The organism is Sphaerimonospora thailandensis (assembly GCF_016863115.1).
In the GTDB taxonomy this organism is placed as follows: Bacteria; Actinomycetota; Actinomycetes; order Streptosporangiales; family Streptosporangiaceae; genus Sphaerimonospora; species Sphaerimonospora cavernae.
In genome coordinates this window covers 1-16,186 of sequence record NZ_BOOG01000081.1, presented here as the reverse complement: position 1 = coordinate 16,186, position 16,186 = coordinate 1, and the positions used below count along the sequence as shown (strand labels likewise).

Here is a 16,186-nt window from a genome sequence, read left to right as displayed (position 1 = left end):
AGCTCGGGGCGGTGTTCGCCCGGCGGGGAGCCGGTCCGCTGTGCGACCGGGGCGTGGTACTGGTCCAGCTCGCGGTGGCGATCGTGCTCGGCGCGACCAGCATGCGGCAGATCAGCGTGCTGGCCCATCAGGCTGAGGTGTTCGGCGCGCCGCCGTCGGACTCGACGGTCCGCCGCACGCTGGAGGCGGTCGGGGCCGATGCGGTACTGGCCCGGCGGATCGCACGGGCGCGGGCGAAGGTCCGCAAGCACGTCTGGGCGTTGATCGAGGCCACCGGCGCGGTTTCCCCTGGCTGGTCGTGGCGGGGAAGGTGCTGACCGGATGGGTCGTCATCGACCTGACGCCACGCTCATCACCGCGCATTCACCCAAGGAAGGGGCGGCGGCGACGTTCAAGAAGACCTGGGATGCGGCGCTACGCCAGGACGGCACCGTGCACCCCCAGGCCGGCGTCGCCGAACTGGCCGGCCTCAACACCCGCGCCGCCGACTGGAAGGTGCGCCTACTGGTCCGCCGGGTCAAACCCTCAGCCCGGCACAAGGCCAACCTGACCGCGCTGGAGAAGAACACCGGGTGGAAATACTCGATCATCGCCACGAACTTCGGCCCGCGAGGGATGCGCGGCGTGCCCGGCAGCCACCAGGCGCAGTTCATTGACGTGCTCCATCGCGCCCACGCCGCAGTGGAGGACCGGGTGCGCACGAACAAGGCCATGGGCTTGCGTAACTTGCCGTCCAAATCCTGGAACGTGAATGTCGGGTGGGTGCTGGCGGCCAATATCGCCGCTGATCTGGACGCCTGGACCCGGCTGCTGGGCCTGTATGACGACAGCGAGTTGGCCAGGGCCGAGCCGCAGACGATGCGGTACTGCCTGTGGCTCCTGCCCGATCCACACGAAGGTATAGGGCCCGCCGTCCAGCGGCCGGGACCGGAACGCCTCCACCATCTCGTCCAGCTCGGCGGCCATCGCCGACACCTGCGACTTCGACAGTGAGGTGATGCCCATCGATTCGGCCAGCTTCTCCACCCGCCGCGTCGACACGCCCAAAAGATAGGAGGTCGCCACCACCTGGGTCAGCGCCCGCTCGGCCCGGCGGCGCTTGTCCAGCAGGAACTCGGGAAAGTACGAGCCGGACCGCAGGCGGGGCACGGCCAGCTCGATCGACCCGGCCCGGGTGTCCCATGGCCGCGCCCGGTAGCCGTTGCGGGTGTTGAGGCGCTGGTCGTTGATCTCGCCGTAGCCGGCGCCACAGATCTGCTCGACCTCGGCGTCCATCATCCGCTGCGCGAACTCCCGGATCATCGTGCGCAGCAGGTCCGGGCTCGCCGCGGCCAGGGTGTCTTCGAAGTACTCCCCGACAGCGGGCACAATGTCATTGACGGCCACTTCGTCCCCTTCGTGTTGATATGAGCGAATCGAAGGATTACGGAGTGGCCGTCTCTTGTCACATCGATCTCACCTGTACCAGCGACAGGTCTAGATCGCCCGCACACCAGCTCCCAGGACGTGAACAAATCTCCGGCGAACGGAGAGCTTCACGGCGCTCGGCCAACCGCTGAGTCATCAAGGTCAGCTGCTCCCCGCGACGCTATCGAGCCGAGATCACCCGACTGAGGACGACACGCCTCCAGATCTGATTCCACGTAACTAATACGTACACCACCCCGGCCCAGGTCATCACATGCGTGAAGTCCCCAACCCAGCGCTGGTTCGGGTGCATGGCGGTGAAGTCCCGCTGCAGCAGGTCGGCGGCACGCTCATGGCCGTCGTCGCGCACGGTGGTGCGGATCGTCTTGCCACGGCGGGCGCCGTACAGGCTTCAAGATCTCATTTGCACGCCGCAGTTCAGTGACCTCCGCACGCAGCCGCTTGATCTCCTCAGCCTCCGCCGTAGTCGTCCCCGGCCGCTGGCCTGCGTCGATTTCGGCCCGGCGCACCCATGTGCGCACCGTCTCAGCCGCGCCGACGCCCCAGCTTCGCCGCAACTGCCTTCATCGCAGCCCACTCGGTCGGGTAGTTCGGGCGGATCTCAGCGACCATGCGCACCGCGCTGGCGAAGCTCGGCCGGGTAGGGGGAAGGACGTGCCATGACTCGATCCTCTCAGGGAATCGAGCCTCCATCAGACCCGGAGCGGCTCAGGCCGAGGGATTGGGCATGACAAGGCTTCAATGCTCAGGTAAACGACTCGGGCAACCGCGACCCGTAGGGCACTGATCTTCAGGCCAATCCAGTTGGCTCGAACTCTGGCTCCGGCTCAATCATCCGTCTAATCACCTGCAGCGGATCAGACCATACAGAAGATTGCAACGACCCCGGCCCTGGCCCAGATGGCGCCGGAACACGCGCGGCGGTCAGTCGTCGTCGGAGGTGCCCTCGCGGCTGGTCAACAGACGTCTGAGCGACTCCAGCCGGGCCGGCTCGGCATGGCCCTCGGCGACGAGGCGGTCCAGTGCGCAGTCGTCGCCCAGATGGGTGCAGCCCTTCGGGCAGTCGACCGTGGTCTCGATCAGGTCGGGGAAGGAGGCGAGCACGGTCTCCACCGACACGTGGGCCAGCCCGAACCCGCGTACCCCGGGGGTGTCGATGATCCAGCCGCCCTCCGGCAACTCCAGCGCGACCGCGGACGTCGAGGTGTGCCTGCCCCGGCCGGTGACCGCGTTGACGTGCGACACGGCCCGCCGGGCATGCGGCACCAGCGCGTTGACCAGGGTCGACTTGCCGACACCGGAATGCCCCACCAGCACGCTGATCCGGTCGGTCAGCCGCTCGCGCAGCGCGTCGAGCGGGCCGCCCTTGGCGACCACGACGTACGGCACGCCGAGCGGCTCATAGTGCGACACCAGGTCGTCGGCCGGAGCGAGGTCGGCCTTGGTCAGGCACAGCAGCGGCTCGATGTCCGCGTCGAACGCCGCGACCAGCAGCCGGTCGATCATCCGGGGGCGGGGCGGCGGATCGGCGAGCGCGGTGACGATGACGAGTTGGTCGGCGTTGGCCACGACCGGGCGCTCCACACCGTCCTCGGTGTCGTCGGCGCTGCGCAGCAGCACCGAACGGCGCTCCTCCACCCGCACGACCCGGGCGAGCGTGTCGGGCTGACCGCTCACGTCGCCCACGAGCGCCACGCGGTCTCCGACGACGATGCCCTTGCGTCCCAGCTCACGGGCCTTCATCGCGACGACGAGAACCGGCTCGGGCCGGCCGGCAGGACGGTCGCCGTCCCCGGGGACCGCACCGTCGTGACCGATCAGGCAGGTGTACCGCCCGCGGTCGACGGCGACGACGAAGCCCGCCACGGCGCCCTTGTGAGCAGGGCGGATCCGCGTCCGAGGGCGGGACCCCTTGCCCGGCCTGACCCTGACGTCGTCCTCGTCGTAGTGCCGCCGCCTGCTCAGCGCCCGCGCCCCCTCGCGGGCGCGACTGCCGTACGGCCCGTGCCGCGACCCACCGCGCCCCGTCTCATTGGGCGGTCCCGTCCAGCATCTCGGTCCACATCTGGGCGAACCGGGGAAGCGTCTTCGCCGTGGTGGCGATGTTCTCCACCTCGACACCCGGTACGGCCAGGCCGACGACGGCCCCGGCGGTCGCCATCCGATGATCCTCGTAGGTGCGGAAGACTCCACCGGACAGCGGTCTCGGCCGGATCTCCAGCCCGTCGTCGGTCTCGCGGGCGTCGCCGCCCAGACGGTTGATCTCGGTGGCGAGCGCGGCGATGCGGTCGGTCTCGTGTCCGCGGATGTGGGCCACGCCGCTGATCCGGGACGGCCCGTCGGCGAGCGCCGCGAGCGCCGCGATCGTGGGGGTCAGCTCGCTCTCGTCGTGCAGGTCCACGTCGATGCCCCGCACCCCGCCGGTGCCGGTCACCCGCAGGCCCTCAGGTAGCAGGGTGACGTCGGCGCCCATGTCGGCGAGCAGGCCGCGCAGCCGGTCGCCGCCCTGGGTGGTCTCCGCCGGCCAGTCCGGGACGGTCACGGTGCCGCCGGTGATGAGAGCGGCGGCCAGGAAGGGTGCCGCGTTCGAAAGGTCGGGCTCGACCGTGACATGCCGGGCCCGGAGCGGGCCGGGCTGCACCCGCCACACGTCGGCCTCGGAGTCGTCCACCTCCGCCCCGGCCTGGCGCAGCATGTGCACGGTCATCGCGATGTGCGGCATCGACGGGACCGGCGGGCCGCTGTGCCGGACGGTGACGCCCTTCTCGAAGCGGGCGGCGGCCAGGAGCAGGCCGGAGACCATCTGAGAGGAGGCGGACGCGTCGATCACCACTTCGCCGCCGATGATCGGGCCGCGTACGGTGAACGGCAGCGCGTCACCGTCGACGGTCGCGCCGAGCGAGCGCAGGGCCGACAGGATCGAGCCCATCGGCCGCTTGCGCGCGTGCGGATCGCCGTCGAAGGAGACCGGCCCGTCGGCGAGCGCGGCCACCGGCGGCACGAACCGCATGACCGTGCCGGCGAGGCCCACGTCGATCGAGACACCGCCTCTGATCGGATGAGGGACGATCAACCAGTCCACGCCGGCGTCGCCGTCGTTCGACGGCGTCATCTCCGTGCCCAGCGACCGCAGCGCCGCCGCCATGAGATCGGCGTCGCGACTGCGCAGCGCGAGCCGTACCGTGCCGGGGGCCTCGGCCAGCGCGGCGAGCAGCAGCGCACGGTTGGTCACCGACTTGGAGCCGGGCAGGCGTACGGACGCGTCGATCGGCCCGGTGGCCGTCGGAGCGGGCCAGCACGGCGCGGTGCCGTTCAGCTTGTCATCACGTGGTGCGGACTGTGCGGAGGCCATGTTCGCAAGCTTATCGACCCGCCCGCCTCCGGCGGGGAAGCGCGTGATCCCTTTGTGGATGGCAGAGTTGTGGCATGTGCGGTAGGTACGCGTCTGCGCGGAAGAAGCACGAATTGCTGGAGGAGTTTCAGGTCGAGATGGACGGCGTGCCCGACCAGGAGTTGTCTCCGGACTACAACGTCGCACCCACCAAGAAGATCTATGCCGTGATGAGCAGGGTGCCGGAGATCGAGGGCGAGAGCCTGTCGGACCGCCCGGTCAGGCAGTTGCAGATCGTGCGATGGGGCCTCGTCCCGAGTTGGGCGAAGGATCCCTCGATCGGCGCGCGCCTCATCAATGCCCGTGTGGAGACCGTGGCGGAGAAACCTTCGTTCCGCAGGGCGTTCGCCTCGCGGCGGTGCCTGATCCCGGCCGACGGCTACTACGAGTGGATGCCCCTCGAAGGCAAGAAGAAGCAGCCGTACTTCATCCATCCGGCGGACGGCGGCGTGCTCGCGATGGCCGGACTGTACGAGTTCTGGAAGGACCCGGGGCGGGCGGACGACGACCCGCTCAAGTGGCTGTGCACCTGCACGGTGATCACCACCACCGCGCAGGACGAGGCGGGGCGGATCCACGACCGCATGCCGATGATGATCGAGCGTGACCGCTGGGCCGACTGGCTCGACCCGCGGACCGAGGACCCCTCCGGGCTGCTGGGGTCCGCCGGGCCACTGCTCCGGGCGGGCCCCGGCCGGCTGCGGGCGCACCCGGTCTCCACCGCCGTGAACAACGTCCGGAACAACGGTCCTGAGCTGCTCGAACCGCTCGACGGCGAGCCGGAGGAGGCGGGGGCGCTTTTCTGACCCACCCGACCGGGTGAGGGGTGTAAACGGGCGATGAACTGGGCATCCGTGAGGAAAGCGATTTACATCCGGTAACCGGCTCGAACCGTCAGGAGGCCGGGGCTCCTCGACGGATTCCCCCATACGTCCCGGAGGTGCGGACTCGTGGACGACGCGACCGTGCGCATGCGCCTGGAGGGCATGCTCCAGGAGCTTGACAGGTCCATCAGGGTGCTCAAGGGGGATGGCGTCGACCTGCGGGACAGGTCGGCGGCTGACGGAGGCGCCCACCTCACCGATTCCGACCGGACCCGGGCCATGCTCGACGTGGCCGCGCGGCAGCGCACCGCGGTGCTGGCCGCGCTGAAGCGGCTCGAGGACGGCGGCTACGGGCGGTGCGTCGACTGCGGCAAGGCCGTACCGGATGGCAGGCTGGAGGCGCGTCCCGAGGCGGCACGGTGCGTCCAGTGCCAGTCGCGGGCCGAACTCCGTCGCCGCTGAGCCGTCGCCGCTGAGCCGTCGCCGCTGAGCACCGTCGCCGCTGAGCACCGTCCCTTCGGCCGTACGGGGGCTTCAGAGCGGCTTGCGGGCGCTGGCGACCAGGTGGATGCCGACCGTGTCGTCCCCGTCGCCCTCGGACTCCAACTCGGTGCGCACCAGCCAGGCGAGCGACCGGCTCTCCGAGCTCAGGACGTGATCGACAGTGGACGGGGACAGCACGGTACGCGGGCGGATCCACTCCGTCTCCAACCCCGCCGAGGTGATCAGCTCGCGCATCTGGACGCTGGTGAAACACCGGGTGATGCTGCCGTCCGGCCACGGGACCAGCATGACCTCCCCGGTCTGGCAGAGGTGGGCCCAGTAGTTCTGCTCGGCGAGGATCGCCATGCCGAGAACCAGGGAGTCGACGCACAGCAGCGCCCGGCCGCCGGGCTTGAGCACGCGCGCCACGTCCTCCATGACCGACTCGGCCATGATCTCGACCGACAGGACCCGCTGCTCGGCGACTATCCCGTCGACGGACTCGTCCGGCAGAAAGCTCAGGTCATCGGCGCGCACCTTGTGAACCCGCTCGGAGGCCGCCCTGAGCCTGGGCTCGGCCGACCGGCGGAAGTCCATCACCTCGATCACCCGATGCCCGGCACGGGCGGCCTGGGCAGGCCACCGGCTGCGGCCGCCGGACAGGTCCAGCAGGAGGGAGGGGCGCTTGGGAAGCCACTGCCTGAGCTGCTCGGCCACCACGGCGTGATAGAAGGTCCAATAGGGCCCGAGGGTGCCCGAGCCGTTGAGTTCGTTGGCCGGGATAGGCAGCACGAGCGGCTCCTGGACGTCGGTTACCGGACTCCAGCCGGTACTTGGTTTCTTTCCCCGTGTGGGGACGTTCATCACCTGAAACTGCACCGGGAACAGACTCTACGCCCGCCCTGTTGCAGTTGGGCATGAAGACGTTGGTGCTGCCAGAAGTCCCACCGCGGACCCCGTACTCCGGGCCGGTATCCTCGGCTGGGTACGGCGTCCTGAAGGGGGTGGGTCCGGTCGCCAAGACGGCCGAGGAGACTCTGGAGCAGCGCAGTGAGCGGTTCGAGCGCGACGTCATGCCGTATCTCGAGCAGCTTTACTCCGCGGCACTCCGGATGACCCGAAACACAGCGGATGCCGAGGATCTTCTGCAGGAGACCTTCGTCAAGGCCTTCGCGTCCTTCCACCAGTTCCAGGTGGGGACGAACCTCAAGGCCTGGCTGTACCGCATCCTCACCAACACCTTCATCAACAGCTATCGCAAGAAGCAGCGGGAGCCCAGGCAGTCCGGCGCCGAGGAGATCGAGGACTGGCAGCTCGCCCGGGCCGAGTCACACATGTCGACAGGGCTCAAGTCCGCCGAGATCGAGGCGCTGGACCATCTGCCCGACAGCGACGTGAAAGACGCGCTCGCCGCGATTCCCGAGGATTTCCGGATCGCCGTCTATCTCGCCGACGTCGAGGGCTTCCCGTACAAGGAGATCGCCGACATCATGGGCACTCCGATCGGGACCGTGATGTCGCGCCTGCACCGGGGACGGCGGCAGTTGCGAACCCTGCTCCACGATTACGCGCGTGAACGCGGACTCGTGCGGGCGGACTCGCCTGACGGAGGTCCCGGCGGGTCGCTTGGGGAGGAGATGCGATGAGCTGCGGGCGCCATCATGACACGCCGTGTAGCGACGTACTGGACCGTGTCTACAGCTACCTCGACGGCGAGCTGGACAACAGCGGATGCGCCGAGATCAGGCAGCATCTCGACGAGTGCGGACCCTGCCTCGAGGAGTACGGCCTGGAGCAGGCCATCAAGCAGCTCGTGGCCAGGAAATGCGGCTGTGATCCCGTCCCGGAGGACCTTCGGGCCAAGGTCCTGTCCCGCATCGCGCAGATCCGCGCCGAGCTGGCCGACTGACCCGAACCGGTCCAGGGCAGGCCCGCATGTCCTACCCGGCGGTTAAGATCTGCCGTCGAACCTTCAAGGAAGAGCGGGGACATGCGGGCACTGGTCACGGGCGGGACGGGGTTCATCGGATCCAATCTCGTCGATCGGCTTCTGGCGGACGGCCACGACGTGGCGGTGGTGGACGACCTCTCCTCCGGACACAACCGCAGCCCCCACGCGTCCCTGCACGTCATGGACATACGGGACCCCGCGCTTGTGGATCTCGCACAGACGTGGCGGCCCGAGATCATCTGCCACCTCGCCGCCCAGATCAGCGTCCGCAGGAGCGTGGCCGATCCGCGCACCGACGCCAGGGCGAACATCGAGGGCACGATCAACGTGCTGGAGGCCGCCAAGCGCGGCGGCGCGCGCAAGGTGGTCTACGCTTCGTCGGTCGCCGTGTACGGCAGGCCGGCGGTGATCCCGGTGCCAGGCGGCGCCCCCACCGATCCGCGCTCGCCGTACGCCGCTTCGAAACTCAGCGGCGAGCTCTACCTGGCCACCTACCGGGCACTGCACGGGCTCGAGTACACGGCTCTCGTGCTGTCCAACGTGTACGGCCCGCGGCAGTCACCGCAGGGCGAGGCGGGGGTCGTCGCGATCTTCACTGACGCGCTGCTCAGCGGGAAGCCCACGGTTGTGTACGGCGACGGCACGCAGACGCGTGACTACGTCTTCGTCGACGACGTGGTCGACGGCTTCGTCCGCGCCTGCGGGACCGCCGGCGACGGGCGGCGGTTCAACCTCGGCACCGGCGTGCAGACCACCGATCGGGAGCTGCACACGCTGATCGCCGAAGCCGCCGGAGCCCCCGACGAGCCGCGGTTCGAGCCGCCGCGCCCGGGCGATCTGCCCGCCATGGCCGTCGACCCCGCCCCGGCCCTCGACGGGCTCGGCTGGGTCCCCAGGCACGACCTCCCCTCCGGTCTCAAAGCCACCATCGCCTGGGCCCGCGAAAGCTGAGCGCGGCCGCCGTTCAGGAGCGCGTCGCGGGGCGATTGGGCTTCAGAGTCCACGTGACGGTCAACCCCGCCACTGTGACGCCGGCCGCGTCGAGGATGTCGACGGCCACGTCGAACTCGGGCCGCTTCCCCTCGTCGAGCTGTGCGACGACCTCGGCGGGGTCGGCCTGGAGCGTGGCGGACGCGGTCACGTCTCCCCTGGCCGGCTTGCGGTAGTCGATCCGGGCCGCCTTCGCCAGGGGAACCGCCCTGGAGAGCTGGTCCGCGAACGCCGACAGCATGGCCGCGCCCGAGGCCGTCTCGGCGAGCGTGAACATGGCCCCCGCGTGCGGCCCGCCGACATGGTTGTGCAGGTCGCCCCGGTCGGGCATGTGTGCGACAGCCGTACCGGAGCCGACGGAGTCGAAGGAGATGTCGAGCAGCCGGGCGAACGGCACGCTGTCGAGCAGGAAAGCCGCGATGTCCATGCCCGGATATTACCGATCAGTACGAAATAAGGCACGACTGTGCTCTGCTGCGACCCGACAGTGGCACGGTACCTTGGGCACTTGAAAGGGAGGGCTTGTGACGGGATACAGCGACGATCTGCACCTCGCGCATGTGATGGCGGACGCCGCCGACGACATCACGATGCGCCGTTTCAAGGCCGTCGACCTGAAGGTCGACACGAAACCCGACCTCACACCGGTGAGCGACGCGGACCGGGCCGTCGAGGAGGCCATCCGCGGCACACTGCGCCGCGCCCGCCCGCGTGATGCGGTCATGGGCGAGGAATACGGCATGACCGGGTACGGCATGCGCTCATGGATCGTCGATCCCATCGACGGCACGAAGAACTACGTGCGCGGCGTCCCCGTGTGGGCCACGCTCATCGCGCTGATGGAGCGCGGGCAGGTCGTGGTGGGGATGGTGTCCGCACCGGCGCTGAACCGCCGCTGGTGGGCGGCGAAGGATGGCGGCGCCTGGACCGGACGGAGTCTCGCCAAGGCGTCCCGCTGCCGGGTGTCCTCGGTCGGCCGCCTCGACGACGCCTCCCTGTCGTTCTCGGACCTGGAGGAATGGGAGAAGGAAGGCCGGCTCGACAGCTTTCTCGATCTCACCCGGGGAGTCTGGCGGACCCGCGGTTACGGGGACTTCTGGTCGCACATGATGGTCGCCGATGGCTCCGTGGACATTTCGGCCGAGCCCGAGCTCTCCCCCTGGGACATGGCCGCGCTGACGATCATCATCGAGGAGGCCGGCGGCACCTGCACCGCACTGGACGGCACCTCGCCGCTCGACAGCGGCAGCCTCGTCTGCACCAACGGGCTCCTCCACGACGAGGTGCTCAAGCGTCTGTCACATCGCTAGCCGAAGCGGCCGGCGATGTAGTCCTCGGTGGCCTTTTCGGCCGGGTTCGTGAAGATCTTTGAGGTGTCGTCCATCTCGATGAGCCTGCCCGGCCGTCCCTGGGCGGCCAGGTTGAAGAACGCGGTCCGGTCGCTGACCCGGGCGGCCTGCTGCATGTTGTGCGTCACGATGACGATCGTGTAGTCCTTCTTGAGCTGCGCGATCAGGTCTTCGATCGCCAGTGTGGAGATCGGGTCGAGGGCCGAGCACGGCTCGTCCATCAGCAGGACCTCCGGTCGTACGGCGATCGCGCGCGCGATGCACAGCCGCTGCTGCTGGCCGCCGGACAGGCCCGCTCCCGGCTTGTGGAGCCGGTCCTTGACCTCGTTCCACAGGTTGGCGCCCTTCAGGGACTCCTCAACGACGCCTTCGATCTCGGAACGGGAGACCCGCCCGTTCAGCCGCAGTCCGGCCGCCACGTTGTCGAAGATCGACATGGTCGGGAACGGGTTGGGACGCTGGAACACCATGCCGATGGTCCGGCGGACCGAGACCGGGTCCACGTCCGGCCCGTAGAGGTCCTGGTCCTCGAGCCTGACCTTGCCCTCCACCCGGGCGCCGGGGATGACCTCGTGCATCCGGTTCAGCGTGCGCAGGAACGTCGACTTGCCGCAGCCGGACGGACCGATGAACGCCGTGACCGACCGGGGCTCGATCGTCATCGTGATGCCCTCGATCGCCTTGTGCGATCCGTAGTAGGCGTCGAGATCCGACACCTCGATCTGCTTGGCCATGTTGTCAGGACCTCCTCCTCGCGGGCGACCGCCACCATCCGATGAGGCGTGCGACCAGGTTGAGCAGCATGACGATCAGGATCAACGTGAGCGCCCCGGTCCAGGCGCGGTCGATCGCGCTGTCGGTCGGGCGGCCCGCCTGGTCGAAGACGTACAGCGGAAGACCCATCTGCGGCCCCTGGAACGGGTCGTTGTTGATGGAGTCGGTGAAGAAGACGGTGAGCAACAGCGGCGCGGTCTCTCCGGCCACCCGGGCGACGGCCAGCATGACGCCGGTCACGATGCCGGTGGACGCCGTGGGCAGCACCACTTTGACGATCGTCCGCCATTGCGGGACGCCCAGGGCGTACGACGCCTCGCGCAGCTCGCGCGGCACCAGGCGGAGCATCTCCTCGGCCGACCTGACCACGACCGGCATCATCAGGATCGACAGCGCGAGCGCACCGGCGAAGCCGGAGAACGGCATGCCGAGCACGAGGATCCAGAAAGCCAGGACGAAGAGCCCGGAAACGACAGAGGGGACGCCGGTCATGACGTCCACGAAGAAGCCGATGGTTCTCGCCAACCGCCCGCCGTTGCCGTACTCGACCAGGTAGATCGCGGTGAGCAGCCCGATGGGGATCGCGATGAGCGAGGCGAGCAGGACCTGTTCCAGCGTCCCGACGATCGCGTGGTAGGCACCGCCGCCGACGTCCCTGGCCCCGATGTCGCGCATCGAGTGGGTGAGAAACTCCAGGTCGAAACGCTGCATGCCGTTGCCGACGACCATCCAGAGCACGGACACGAGCGGGATGAGCGCCAGGGCGAAGGCCAGGAAGATCAACATCTGGATGATCCGGTCTTTCGCCCGCCGGCCAACTGAAATGGGCTGAATGCCGGTCTGTACGATCATGCCGCCGCCCTCGCGTACTCCTTGCGCCGGGCGACGACGAACCGTGCGGCCATATTCACCAACAGTGTGATCAGGAACAGGACCAGCCCCGAGGCGACGAGTGCGCCCCGGCCGATCTCGGTCGCCTCGCCGAAACCGTTGGCGATGTTGGCGGCGATGCTGTTTCCGCTCGGGCCGAGCACGCGAAGCGAGATGGTGAACGTCGCGGGGAAGATCAGGGCGACGGCGATGGTCTCGCCCATGGCACGGCCGAGGCCGAGCATCGCGGCACTGATGACACCGGGACGGCCGAACGGCAGCACCGACATCCTGATCATCTCCCAACGGGTGGCCCCGAGCGCGAGCGCCGCCTCCTCCTGCGCCTTGGGCACCTGGAGGAACACCTCGCGGGAGATCGCGGCGATGATCGGCAGGATCATGATGGCGAGCACGACAGACGCGGTGAGCATGCTCCGGCCGACCACCTGGTCGCCCCCGAACAGCGGGATCCAGCCGAGGTGGCGGTTGAGGAACTCCGACGGTCCGAGCATGAACGGGACCAGGAAGGCGATGCCCCACAGCCCGTAGACCACGCTCGGCACCGCCGCCAGGAGATCGACCAGGTAACCGAGCGCTGACGCGAGCCGCCGAGGCGCGTAATGGGAGATGAACAGCGCCACGCCGACGGCCACCGGGGTGGCGATGACCAGCGCGATGAACGAACTGAGCACCGTGCCGAACGCGAGCGCACCGATGCCGAACGCCGGTTCCGCGGCGTTCGGCCGCCAGGTGAGCTCGGTCAGGAAGTTCGCGGCGTTCGCCCGGAGTGCCGGGATCGCCGTGCTGACGAGAAAGACCCCGATCGCGCCCATGGTCGCCAGGAGTGCGATGCCCGCCCCGGTGACCGCGAACCGGAACGGCCCGTCACCGCGGGTGCCGCCGACGCCGATGGCACGCCGACGAGCGGCCCGGTGGACGGCCTGGTGGATGCTCTGGCCGCCCTGTTTGGTACGGAATGTCGTGACCATTGTGCTCAGGAGATCGCGTCGATGGCGGTACGGACCTTGCCGACAAGGCCGGGCGGCAGCGGAGCGTAGCCGATGCCGCCGAGCGCCTGCTGGCCCTCATCGCCGGCCGTGTAGGCCAGGAACGACCTGACGAGGTTCGCCTCGGCGGCCGGCAGGCCCTTCTCACAGGTGATCTCGTACGTCACCAGCACGATCGGGTAGGCGCCCGCGACCTTTGTCCCGTAGTCGATCTCGAGTTTGAGGTCGTTGCCGGTGCCGACGATCTCGGCGGCCTCGACGGTCTTGCCGGCGCTCTCCGGGGTCAGCTCGACGAACTCACCCGAGCCGTTGGCGACCTTGGCCTTCTGGAGCCGCGAGTTCTCCGCGAAGGACAGCTCGACGTAGCTGATCGCGCCCTCGGTGCCCTTGACCGCGGCGGCGATGCCGTCCGAGCCCTTCGCGCCCTGGCCCCGCGCCTCAGCGGGCCACGCCTTCTCCGCCTCGTACGGCCAGTCGCCGGTGGCCTTCAGGAATTTGGTGAAGTTGTCACTGGTGCCCGACTCGTCCGACCGGTGGAACGCCTGGATGGCGATGGAGGGCAGCTTCACTTCAGGGTTGTCCGCCTTGACGGCCGGGTCGTCCCACTTGGTGATTTCGCTGTTGAAGATGCCGCTGAGCGTCCTCGGAGACAGCTGCAGGCCGTCCACACCCGGCAGGTTGTAGACGACGGCCACCGGGCCGGTGACCATGGGCAGGTTGATCGCCTTCCCGGTCCCGCAGCGTGCGTCCGCCTGGGCCGACTCCCTGGCGCTCAGCGCCGAATCCGAACCGGCGAACGCCACGGTGCCCTGGATGAACGCCTGCACCCCCGCGCCGGAGCCGCTCGGCTGGTAGTTGACGCTCGCCCCGGGATTCGACGACTGGAACGCCTTCTTCCACTCCGCCATCGCGTTCGCCTGAGCGGACGATCCGGCGGCGTTGACGGTGCCCACCGGCCCCCCCGACACCGGCTCCCCTGCCGTCCTGGAGGTGGTGTTGTCATCGGTGCCGCACGCGGCGAGCGAAAGCACGCCGGCGACGACGGCGGTCAGGGCGAGCCGGCCCGCATACTTCACGGTTGTTCCTCTCAGTTGCACTGTCAACGAGAGGGACGCTAGGCGGTAAAAGTAAAGCAAAGCCCTGGTAAAGGTGAACGGGCGGTGAATGAGCCGGGACGATCTCCACCCCCTCTTCTGGCGGGCCGGATGAGCCTCCCTGCCCGATCGTCACCGGCATGGGGGACGATTGGAGCCATGAAACGCGTATGTCTCGTCTGCCTGGGCAACATCTGCCGCTCTCCGATGGCCGAAGTGGTGCTGCGCCGTACGTTCGCCGACCGTGGGCTCGACGTCGTCGTCGACAGCGCGGGCACCGGAGGCTGGCATGCCGGCAATCCCATGGACGAGCGGGCGCTGGCGACGCTCGCCGAGCACGGGTACGACGGCTCGGCACACCGGGCGCGCCAATTCGATCCCGCCTGGTTCGCCGAACGCGACCTGATCCTCGTCATGGACCGGGAGAACCTGCGCGGCGTCCGCCGCCTCGCGCCCCCGGACGCCGACGTGCGGATGCTGCGTTCGTTCGATCCCACCGCTCCCGACGGAGCCGAGGTGCCCGACCCCTACTATGGCGGCCACGAGGGGTTCGTCGAGGTGCTCCGCATGATCGAGGCGGCGGCGGAAGGGCTGGCCAAGCATCTTGAAAATCACTAGAGACCTGGGTGGGAGCCACGCCTGGACGCTTCACGAAGCCGTGCTCGACGGAGGCCGGAGGGTCTTCGTCAAGAAGGGGACCGGGTCCTGCTCCTTCGCCTCGGAGGCGGCCGGCCTGCGGTGGCTCGCCGACCCCGGCGTGGTGGCCGTACCCGAGGTGATCAGCGTGTCGTCCGACACGCTGATCCTCGAATGGGTCGACACCGGGCCGGCGACGGCAGCGGCCGCGGAGCGGTTCGGGCGTGAGCTGGCCGCTCTGCACGCGGCGGGCGCACCGGCTTTCGGTGCGCCCTGGCCCGGGACCATCGCGCGACTGCCCATGGAGAACACCGCCGCCCTCGACTGGCCGTCGTTCTACGTCACCCGCCGGGTCCTCCCCTTCGTACGGCTCGCGCGGGACGACGGCCGTCTGTCCGCGGTCGATGTCGAGCTGATCGAGGATGCCTGTGCCTACCTCCCCGAGGTCGCGGGACCGGCCGAGCCACCCAACCGGATCCACGGCGATCTGTGGAACGGCAACCTGCTCTGGACCGACGGGCAGGTCGTGCTGATCGATCCGGCGGCGCACGGTGGCCACCGCGAGACCGACCTCGCCATGCTCGCGCTCTTCGGCGCACCGCATCTCAGCACGATCCTCGGGGCATACCGTGAGGCGGCACCGCTCTCGGACGGCTGGCGCGAGCGTGTCCCCCTGCACCAACTTCACCCGCTCGCCGTCCACGTCTGCCTGTACGGCGAGGCGTATCGCGGCAGCCTGACGACGGCGGCCGCCCAGGTGCTCGCCCTGTGACCATCGTGGTGCTCCGCACATCCGGGGAGCGGAGCACACGGCTACGAGCGGCGTACGGCGGCGCGGGGGGACCAGGACCAGAGCAGCAAGGCCACGGTGAGGCCGAACAGCACGAGACCGCTCGGGACGTGCGTGCCGAGCATCTCCCAACTGAAGTGCTGGCCCATGCCGACCAGGAACAGAACCAGGCTGACCAGGGCGGGCCAACCGGCGCCGCGGCCCGGCCGCCAGACCAGGACGGCCGCCACGATCTGCAGCAGCGCGATCAGGTGAACCACCATGCCGACCATGACGTGCGTCTCGGCGAGTTCCTCCCCACCGTTGACGGCCTGGCCGGCGAAGGACGCGGCGGCCATGAGTCCGAGCGCCTGAGCGACGATCAGGATGCGCAGGCCGTAAAGCAGACCAGCGGAGACTTCACGCGACTGGTCCGTCGGCGCCGCCGTGGCGATGACCTCCTGCATGAGATGTGCCTTTCCTTGTGAACGGATTCGGAGCACATCCTCATCAGCTGGTCATCTTTCGTCATCATCCCCGAGAGCTACTGCGGATCCGCCGCGGGATGTAGTCGGCACGCCATGGAAACACCCCGGAAACGCGTGAAGGCCACCCCACAT

Annotated in this window: 17 protein-coding genes and 3 pseudogenes; 9 read left to right on the top strand and 11 right to left on the bottom strand. The window is 68.9% G+C overall.

The features are described from left to right. Window positions 1-317, top strand: a pseudogene (locus Mth01_RS29995) (IS1380 family transposase); the annotation flags it as partial. Between the two features lie 574 nt (window positions 318-891). Here Mth01_RS29995 and Mth01_RS27820 read toward each other — a convergent pair. From Mth01_RS27820 to aroA, 4 genes and pseudogenes are all read right to left on the bottom strand, one after another. After that, window positions 892-1,371 (bottom strand): annotated as a pseudogene (locus tag Mth01_RS27820) (transposase); the annotation flags it as partial. Window positions 1,372-1,817: 446 nt separating this feature from the next. Then, window positions 1,818-2,089, bottom strand: a pseudogene (locus tag Mth01_RS30505) (transposase); the annotation flags it as partial. A gap of 263 nt (window positions 2,090-2,352) precedes the next feature. Further along, window positions 2,353-3,393 (bottom strand): ribosome small subunit-dependent GTPase A, encoded by a 1,041-nt coding sequence (gene rsgA / locus Mth01_RS27815; RefSeq protein WP_204018935.1) that lies wholly within the window; start codon window positions 3,391-3,393, stop codon window positions 2,353-2,355. 64 nt (window positions 3,394-3,457) lie between these two features. Then, complete coding sequence (aroA, locus tag Mth01_RS27810; protein WP_204018934.1) at window positions 3,458-4,780, bottom strand: 3-phosphoshikimate 1-carboxyvinyltransferase; 1,323 nt, start codon at window positions 4,778-4,780, stop codon at window positions 3,458-3,460. A gap of 74 nt (window positions 4,781-4,854) precedes the next feature. On the opposite strand from aroA, the gene Mth01_RS27805 reads away from it, so the two are divergent. Both Mth01_RS27805 and Mth01_RS27800 read left to right on the top strand, forming a co-directional pair. Then, complete coding sequence (locus Mth01_RS27805; protein ID WP_204018933.1) at window positions 4,855-5,625, top strand: SOS response-associated peptidase; 771 nt, start codon at window positions 4,855-4,857, stop codon at window positions 5,623-5,625. 144 nt (window positions 5,626-5,769) lie between these two features. Beyond that, window positions 5,770-6,105 carry a TraR/DksA family transcriptional regulator gene (locus tag Mth01_RS27800; protein WP_204018932.1) on the top strand — a complete coding sequence of 112 codons (336 nt, stop codon included), beginning with the start codon at window positions 5,770-5,772 and terminating at the stop codon, window positions 6,103-6,105. Between the two features lie 72 nt (window positions 6,106-6,177). Here the strand turns inward: Mth01_RS27800 and Mth01_RS27795 are convergent, their stop codons facing one another. After that, window positions 6,178-6,918: a class I SAM-dependent methyltransferase gene (locus tag Mth01_RS27795; protein WP_204018931.1), complete on the bottom strand. Its 741-nt coding sequence runs from the start codon at window positions 6,916-6,918 to the stop codon at window positions 6,178-6,180. A 212-nt stretch (window positions 6,919-7,130) separates the two neighbouring features. Between Mth01_RS27795 and Mth01_RS27790 the strand changes: the two genes are divergently transcribed. The 3 genes from Mth01_RS27790 to Mth01_RS27780 all read left to right on the top strand — a co-directional run bounded on the left by Mth01_RS27790 (window position 7,131) and on the right by Mth01_RS27780 (window position 9,028). Beyond that, window positions 7,131-7,772, top strand: coding sequence for a sigma-70 family RNA polymerase sigma factor (locus Mth01_RS27790; protein WP_204018930.1), 642 nt, complete (start codon window positions 7,131-7,133; stop codon window positions 7,770-7,772). After that, window positions 7,769-8,035: a mycothiol system anti-sigma-R factor gene (gene rsrA / locus Mth01_RS27785; protein ID WP_204018929.1), complete on the top strand. Its 267-nt coding sequence runs from the start codon at window positions 7,769-7,771 to the stop codon at window positions 8,033-8,035. The genes Mth01_RS27790 and rsrA overlap by 4 nt, the downstream gene beginning before the upstream one ends. Window positions 8,036-8,116: 81 nt before the next feature. Next, window positions 8,117-9,028, top strand: a complete 912-nt coding sequence (locus Mth01_RS27780) for an NAD-dependent epimerase/dehydratase family protein (RefSeq protein WP_204018928.1) — start codon at window positions 8,117-8,119, stop codon at window positions 9,026-9,028. A gap of 13 nt (window positions 9,029-9,041) precedes the next feature. Here the strand turns inward: Mth01_RS27780 and Mth01_RS27775 are convergent, their stop codons facing one another. Continuing rightward, complete coding sequence (locus Mth01_RS27775) at window positions 9,042-9,494, bottom strand: YiiD C-terminal domain-containing protein (RefSeq protein WP_204018927.1); 453 nt, start codon at window positions 9,492-9,494, stop codon at window positions 9,042-9,044. 97 nt (window positions 9,495-9,591) lie between these two features. Here Mth01_RS27775 and hisN point away from each other — a divergent pair, with 97 nt between their 5' ends. Further along, window positions 9,592-10,377 carry a histidinol-phosphatase gene (gene hisN, locus Mth01_RS27770; protein WP_204018926.1) on the top strand — a complete coding sequence of 262 codons (786 nt, stop codon included), beginning with the start codon at window positions 9,592-9,594 and terminating at the stop codon, window positions 10,375-10,377. Here the strand turns inward: hisN and pstB are convergent. The 4 genes from pstB to pstS are packed head-to-tail and all read right to left on the bottom strand — an operon-like array spanning window position 10,374 to window position 14,143. Further along, window positions 10,374-11,150, bottom strand: coding sequence for a phosphate ABC transporter ATP-binding protein PstB (gene pstB, locus Mth01_RS27765; protein WP_204018925.1), 777 nt, complete (start codon window positions 11,148-11,150; stop codon window positions 10,374-10,376). The two genes, hisN and pstB, sit on opposite strands and share 4 nt — an antisense overlap. A gap of 4 nt (window positions 11,151-11,154) precedes the next feature. Then, window positions 11,155-12,042, bottom strand: a complete 888-nt coding sequence (pstA, locus tag Mth01_RS27760) for a phosphate ABC transporter permease PstA (protein ID WP_204018924.1) — start codon at window positions 12,040-12,042, stop codon at window positions 11,155-11,157. Further along, window positions 12,039-13,049 (bottom strand): phosphate ABC transporter permease subunit PstC, encoded by a 1,011-nt coding sequence (gene pstC / locus Mth01_RS27755; RefSeq protein WP_204018923.1) that lies wholly within the window; start codon window positions 13,047-13,049, stop codon window positions 12,039-12,041. Before pstC ends, pstA begins: the two co-directional genes overlap by 4 nt. Before the next feature lie 5 nt (window positions 13,050-13,054). Beyond that, window positions 13,055-14,143 carry a phosphate ABC transporter substrate-binding protein PstS gene (gene pstS, locus Mth01_RS27750; RefSeq protein ID WP_204018922.1) on the bottom strand — a complete coding sequence of 363 codons (1,089 nt, stop codon included), beginning with the start codon at window positions 14,141-14,143 and terminating at the stop codon, window positions 13,055-13,057. A 177-nt stretch (window positions 14,144-14,320) separates the two neighbouring features. Between pstS and Mth01_RS27745 the strand changes: the two genes are divergently transcribed. Together Mth01_RS27745 and Mth01_RS27740 are read left to right on the top strand one after the other, a co-directional pair. Further along, window positions 14,321-14,779 carry a low molecular weight protein-tyrosine-phosphatase gene (locus Mth01_RS27745; protein WP_204018921.1) on the top strand — a complete coding sequence of 153 codons (459 nt, stop codon included), beginning with the start codon at window positions 14,321-14,323 and terminating at the stop codon, window positions 14,777-14,779. Beyond that, the gene (locus Mth01_RS27740; RefSeq protein ID WP_204018920.1) at window positions 14,766-15,569 is read left to right on the top strand and encodes a fructosamine kinase family protein; all 804 of its coding nucleotides are present in this window, start codon (window positions 14,766-14,768) and stop codon (window positions 15,567-15,569) included. Before Mth01_RS27745 ends, Mth01_RS27740 begins: the two co-directional genes overlap by 14 nt. Before the next feature lie 41 nt (window positions 15,570-15,610). On the opposite strand, the gene Mth01_RS27735 is transcribed toward Mth01_RS27740, so the two are convergent. Then, window positions 15,611-16,033 carry a hypothetical protein gene (locus tag Mth01_RS27735; RefSeq protein ID WP_204018919.1) on the bottom strand — a complete coding sequence of 141 codons (423 nt, stop codon included), beginning with the start codon at window positions 16,031-16,033 and terminating at the stop codon, window positions 15,611-15,613. Window positions 16,034-16,186 lie beyond the last annotated feature (153 nt).

Coding starts and splice junctions, on each gene's coding strand:
- pstB (WP_204018925.1), bottom strand. CDS start 11,150: ATGGCCAAGCAGATCGAGGTGTCGGATCTCGACGCCTACTACGGATCG.
- Mth01_RS27735 (WP_204018919.1), bottom strand. CDS start 16,033: ATGCAGGAGGTCATCGCCACGGCGGCGCCGACGGACCAGTCGCGTGAA.
- pstA (WP_204018924.1), bottom strand. CDS start 12,042: ATGATCGTACAGACCGGCATTCAGCCCATTTCAGTTGGCCGGCGGGCG.
- Mth01_RS27745 (WP_204018921.1), top strand. CDS start 14,321: ATGAAACGCGTATGTCTCGTCTGCCTGGGCAACATCTGCCGCTCTCCG.
- Mth01_RS27805 (WP_204018933.1), top strand. CDS start 4,855: ATGTGCGGTAGGTACGCGTCTGCGCGGAAGAAGCACGAATTGCTGGAG.
- rsrA (WP_204018929.1), top strand. CDS start 7,769: ATGAGCTGCGGGCGCCATCATGACACGCCGTGTAGCGACGTACTGGAC.
- Mth01_RS27780 (WP_204018928.1), top strand. CDS start 8,117: ATGCGGGCACTGGTCACGGGCGGGACGGGGTTCATCGGATCCAATCTC.
- pstC (WP_204018923.1), bottom strand. CDS start 13,049: ATGGTCACGACATTCCGTACCAAACAGGGCGGCCAGAGCATCCACCAG.
- Mth01_RS27775 (WP_204018927.1), bottom strand. CDS start 9,494: ATGGACATCGCGGCTTTCCTGCTCGACAGCGTGCCGTTCGCCCGGCTG.
- aroA (WP_204018934.1), bottom strand. CDS start 4,780: ATGGCCTCCGCACAGTCCGCACCACGTGATGACAAGCTGAACGGCACC.